Here is a 5,083-nt window from a genome sequence, read left to right as displayed (position 1 = left end):
CAGAACCAAGGCAGCAGCCTCGCGTTTGAACTCGGCGGAAAACGTACGTCGTTGCTTGCTCATCGAACACCTCTTGATGGCGAGGATTTTCGCCTAAATCGGTGTCCGGGATCAGTAGACCACTACACAACTGTGTGGGATCAGATGTTTGGAACCTTCTACGACAGCGCCGGGAAGCTGGGCGAGGCTGAGGTTGGATTGCATGAAAAGGACTACCCCAGAAATTATTTCGGGCAATTTATTGATCCTGTTCATCCAACATCTGCTTACCCGGCCGGTCACAATTCTTCAGAGCAGGATGAAATCCGCAACACGTAGCTAGAACGGGTGGAGTCAGCAATGCCAAACATACCGCGTGACACCGGATTGGACAGTACTTGGGCCTTTTTGCGAGATCCCTACCGATTTATCTCCACGCGCAGTAAGTTTCATCAATCGCCTGTGTTTCAAACTCGCTTGATATTACAGAAAACTCTGTGCCTAACAGGTGCCGAAGCTGCTCGCTTGATTTGCGACCCTGACCGATTCGTTCGCCAGAACGCTGCGCCCAAGCGACTGCAAAAAACCTTATTCGGACAAGACGGTGTCCAAGGTTTGGACGGTGATGCGCATCGTCACCGAAAGGCCCTCTTCATGGGAGTGCTCACACCCGCGAACGTGCAGGAACTAGCAGAGTTGAGCGAGGTTCGTTGGAGGGAGTATGCGCGAACTTGGCGTCCCGGTGAGTCAATCGTCCTCTACGATATTGCTCGCGAAATTTTGTGCCGCACCGTGTGCGAATGGGCCGGTACTCCACTCGCTGAAAGAGATGTTCAGCAATGGACTCAAGATCTTGCAGCACTTTATGAGCACGCCGGCGCGATCGGTCTCCAGCACTGGCAGGCACGACGGGCGCGTCGCCGATTGGAACAGTGGGCGGCAGAGCTCATTGAACCCACTCGTGCTGCTCTCCCTACACCAGAGCAATCGCCTCTTGAGCGCATCGCCCATTACAAGGATCAGCAGGGACAGCCGTTGGACCTACATACCGCATCAGTGGAACTGCTGAATTTGCTACGGCCGACGGTAGCCGTCTCGGTATTCATAACCTTTGCAGCGCTAGCGCTGCACAAACATCCGGGTTGTCTGAGAAACCTGCAGTCGGGAGATGAAAGAGATATAGGTTGCTTTGTGCAGGAAGTGCGGCGTTTCTACCCCTTCTTCCCAGCGATCAGCGCTCGCGTGAAAGAAGATTTTCTATGGGAAGGATTTGCCTTTGGCAGGGGCACCTTAGTCCTGCTGGACTTATACGGAACCAATCACGATTCCCAGCTCTGGGAGGAGGCAGATCGTTTCAAGCCTGAGCGCTTTCGATCCAACTCTCCGTCGCCATACTGCTTCATCCCACAAGGACCAGGCGACCCGCATGTTAACCATCGCTGTCCAGGTGAAGGCGTCGCCGTCGCATTGATGAGCGTTGCTGTTCGCTTCCTGGCTCGCTCGCTCCAATATGAGGTTCCCGAACAGGATCTATCAATCACCTGGGACCGATTGCCGGCACTGCCCCGAAGCCACTTCGTCATGCGGAATGTGCAAATTACAACATAAGTTTGCCGTTTAACGAAGCGAGTCTCGCCCATCCCCAGATATGAATGGTGGGGCATGGCGTTAAGCTGCACAGAGCAACCTCGGCAATCGGGATACTCAGAATAAACTGTTCACAGTCACTCCCCCAGTTGCGTCACTTCCGAAGGGCGTTATGACTTATTGTCGGCTGGTATCGTCCAGATTCAGCGCAACAGGCAGGTCAGTCGGCGCCAGGCAAACGCCCTCGTCACTGCAGGCTTGCACCCGTACAATCATTTCGAGCCTGCCTACCTTTTCCAGCACGGCGGTCTGTTTTTCGTCGGGCCGCAGCCGAATACTTGCACCGTCGTCATACACCTCAAGGGCGGTGTCACCCAGCACAATGTCGCTGAGCCGGCCGCGCGGGTACTGCGTCGGGATTTCAAGCGCCTGGCCGTTGACTGAAGAACTGACGACGGTGGGAATCAGGAATTCCATGGAGGCCGGGTTTGCATTCACGTGCCAGCCCGGTTCAATGTTCAGTGTTAAAACGAAATCACCCGTCTTTCCCGCCATTGCTGCGTCGCCGTTCGAAAGAGTGAGGCGGACCTTATCAGCTGAATTTGCCAACCCTGTTCGGGCCGGAACCGGGGCTTCAAGACCGGCACGTTCAGTCTGGGCAGCGTCGAGGTTGTTTCCGTTGGTGTCGATAAACATGAACGCAGCGATCGCGATCAGAAAAACCACTACTCCAGCCAGCAATCCTTTGTGTCGAATCACCATAATTGGTCTCCAGTATCTAAGGTTGTGGGTTTCCGGTGCGATTGATAGCTTCGACCAAGCTGTCGGTGTCAAAAAGCCCCGTGAAACGGGCGATAACGGTGTCGTCACGGTCAACAACCACTGCGAAGGGTAAGGCCTGCCCGCCGGTCGCAGTTAATAGCGCATCTTTTTCTGGGTTGCTCGCTGTCACGTCAACTTGTATGGGCACCATCTTGGTGCGCCGCACGGCTTCGGCCACAGCGGCCTCCTGGTAGACCGTGCGCTCAAGTATCTTGCAGTTGATGCACCAGTCGGCGGTGAACTCCAGCAAATAGGGTGTGCCCTGGGCTTTTGTCTCCGTCAGTAGTTTTGCGGAGTAGGGTTGCCAGACGAGTTCGTCTTCGCTGTTGCCCAGCGGGGATGCGAATTCCACAGTCATCGCAAGGGCAAGGCCTGCCGCCGTTGTGGTGATCACACGCACGGTACCATTACCCTGGACGAAACGGCGGGCACCCCAGGCCAGCACCAGTGCCAGCCAAGACCACCATAGCCAGGGATAAACCGCTTTGGGCACCAGGCTCGCGCTGAAAAAGACGGCTGCGGCCAGCAAGACCAACGCGAGCACTTCTCTAATGACCAGGGTCCAGGGCCCCGCCTTGGGCAACCGGCTCAGCCAATCGGGTTTGAGCATCAATGCTGCGTAGGGCAGCGACAACCCCAGCCCGATACTGCCGAATATCCCCATACTTACCGGCGTCGGCTGGGTAACGGCAAAGGCTAGGACTCCGCCCAGGAAAGGACCGGCGCAGGGTGCGGCCAAAACCGCACTCAATAACCCTGATACGAATGCTTCAAAGTAGCGCCGGCCATGGACCGAGGCGGCGAACGCCGGGATCGGGATGGGCAAATCCAGCCAGGTGACCACCGCAAACCCGACCATCAAGGCAACAAGGACTCCAACGAACACCGCAGACTGAAACAAAGTGCCCCAGCTCCACTGCAGAAGTGCGGTCAGTCCGCCCAACGTCAGGAAAAACGCGAGTGTTCCTGCGGTGAACGCCAATGCCGCCAGCACGCGGTGCGATCGTTGGCTGCCCGCCTCTCGTAAGATGGTCCGGACCTTAATGGGAATTGCAGGCAAAACGCAGGGCGTCAGGTTGAGCAGCAAACCTGCCACTATCGCCATTAAGAGCTGGCCGGCGATGAGTAAAGAGGGAATTTGATCCATCACTCAGCTATTCCCAGCCCCTTCCCACCCTTCCTGGCCGGAACGTCCGGTCTGACCCCGCCATTGGCTGCTTGCATACTTAAACAGCAGATTTTTTGAGTGCTCATATCTCTTCTCCATATAGACCCCGTCCTTTGAGTTATTGGCAAACGTCAGCTATCGGTAACGATTATCGCATCGGCTTCAGGCATCGCGAAGAGATGACATTAAGGAGACGCTGAACAATTAGCCAATTCTCACCGTCCCCCTTTTTCAACCCGGTTTTTTCAACCTACCGGCCTTATTCTGCGTTTCTTGGGCCGATTTCTACCCTGATTTTGCTGATTAGCGGGCCAGCCCCGCCTTTCGGACGGACTTATCCCGCCGTCCGTTGCAAATACCGCTTGGCCAGTACCAGATTGGCCAACCCAAACAGACTGAACAACTGCGCCGTATTCTTTTCCAGTCCACGGTAGCGAACCTTACGATGATTGAAGCGCACCTTGATCACCTGGAAGGGATGCTCGACCTTGGCACGCAGCTGCGCCTTGGCGTATTCGACTTTGCGCTTGACTCGGTACAGCACGCTGTCTTTGCCGTGATGTTTGTAACTGCTTGGCCGTGCTGCAATCGACCAGACAACGTCCCGTTCAGCATGCTCCGGTCGCTTGGCCGCACCAGTGTATCCAGCGTCACCCGAAACATAGGTTTCGGCGCCGTGCAGCAACTGATCGACCTGGGTGACATCCGCCACGTTGGCGGCAGTCCCTACCACGCTGTGCACGAGTCCCGATGTGGCGTCGACACCAACGTGGGCCTTCATCCCGAAGTGCCATTGATTGCCTTTCTTGGCCTGATGCATCTCAGGATCACGCTTACCTTCTCGGTTCTTGACCGAGGGCGGCGCGGCGATCAGGGTAGCGTCGACGATAGTGCCTTCCTTGAGCAGCAGACCCCGGCTGGCCAGATGCTGGTTAATCGTTTCAAACAGCACCCGCGTTAGCTGATGGGTTTCCAGCAAGCGGCGAAATCGCAACAAGGTAGTGGCATCCGGTGCCGACTCACGGCCCAGGTCGATGCCGATGAAACCACGAATGGCCTGGCTGTCGTAGACGGCATCTTCGGTACCTTCATCGGAGAGACCGAAACACTGCTGCACGACATACATGCGCAGCATGCGCGACAACCCAATCGCAGGGCGTCCACGCTTGCCTGTGGTGTCGCTATAGAACGGCGCCACTTGCGCCTCCACTTGTGCCCAGGGCACCAGCTGTTCAAGGTCAGCCAGGAAGCGATCTCGGCGAGTCTGCTTTTTCTTGCCGGTATATTCGAGTTCGGAGAAGGTCTTCTGCACGCGCGTAACAAAGCTCATGGAGGGGGCTGGTTGAGGGGGCTCAGTGTGCCAAGGGTGGGGGCGGCTGGCTATTTATGCAGTGTCTCCCTAGGGACACTCTGAAGAAGACTTCCTGATTTGGCAAAATACCCCGATCCTACCCGCCGAGTAGCCCGATGAAGCAGATGACTTTCTCCGACGCCGAGTACGCCGGCAAGCGCAAGCAGACCCGCAAA

General features: G+C 56.3%; 4 protein-coding genes and 1 pseudogene. 2 read left to right on the top strand and 3 right to left on the bottom strand.

What is annotated here, in order from left to right:
• A pseudogene (locus BHD08_RS23320) lies at positions 1-318 on the top strand (hypothetical protein); the annotation flags it as partial.
• A gap of 21 nt (positions 319-339) precedes the next feature.
• Positions 340-1,587, top strand: coding sequence for a cytochrome P450 (locus tag BHD08_RS22810; protein WP_125025238.1), 1,248 nt, complete (start codon positions 340-342; stop codon positions 1,585-1,587).
• A gap of 156 nt (positions 1,588-1,743) precedes the next feature.
• Here BHD08_RS22810 and BHD08_RS22805 read toward each other — a convergent pair whose 3' ends face one another.
• The 3 genes from BHD08_RS22805 to BHD08_RS22795 form a co-directional block, all read right to left on the bottom strand.
• On the bottom strand, positions 1,744-2,328 hold the full coding sequence (locus BHD08_RS22805; protein WP_125025236.1) for a protein-disulfide reductase DsbD domain-containing protein: 585 nt from the start codon (positions 2,326-2,328) through the stop codon (positions 1,744-1,746).
• A 16-nt stretch (positions 2,329-2,344) separates the two neighbouring features.
• Entirely contained in the window at positions 2,345-3,535 is a 1,191-nt protein-coding gene (locus BHD08_RS22800; RefSeq protein WP_041013397.1) for a protein-disulfide reductase DsbD, read from the bottom strand.
• A 355-nt stretch (positions 3,536-3,890) separates the two neighbouring features.
• Positions 3,891-4,886 (bottom strand): IS5-like element ISPsp6 family transposase, encoded by a 996-nt coding sequence (locus BHD08_RS22795; protein ID WP_003282265.1) that lies wholly within the window; start codon positions 4,884-4,886, stop codon positions 3,891-3,893.
• Positions 4,887-5,083: the final 197 nt, after the last annotated feature.

The organism is Pseudomonas sp. SCT, assembly GCF_003864275.1.
Classification (GTDB): Bacteria; Pseudomonadota; Gammaproteobacteria; order Pseudomonadales; family Pseudomonadaceae; genus Stutzerimonas; species Stutzerimonas stutzeri_AE.
This window is presented reverse-complemented; position numbering and strand designations above follow the sequence as displayed.

Excerpts from the sequence above, each read along its gene's own strand:
- BHD08_RS22810 (WP_125025238.1), top strand. The coding sequence starts at position 340 with ATGCCAAACATACCGCGTGACACCGGATTGGACAGTACTTGGGCCTTT.
- BHD08_RS22805 (WP_125025236.1), bottom strand. The coding sequence starts at position 2,328 with ATGGTGATTCGACACAAAGGATTGCTGGCTGGAGTAGTGGTTTTTCTG.
- BHD08_RS22800 (WP_041013397.1), bottom strand. The coding sequence starts at position 3,535 with ATGGATCAAATTCCCTCTTTACTCATCGCCGGCCAGCTCTTAATGGCG.
- BHD08_RS22795 (WP_003282265.1), bottom strand. The coding sequence starts at position 4,886 with ATGAGCTTTGTTACGCGCGTGCAGAAGACCTTCTCCGAACTCGAATAT.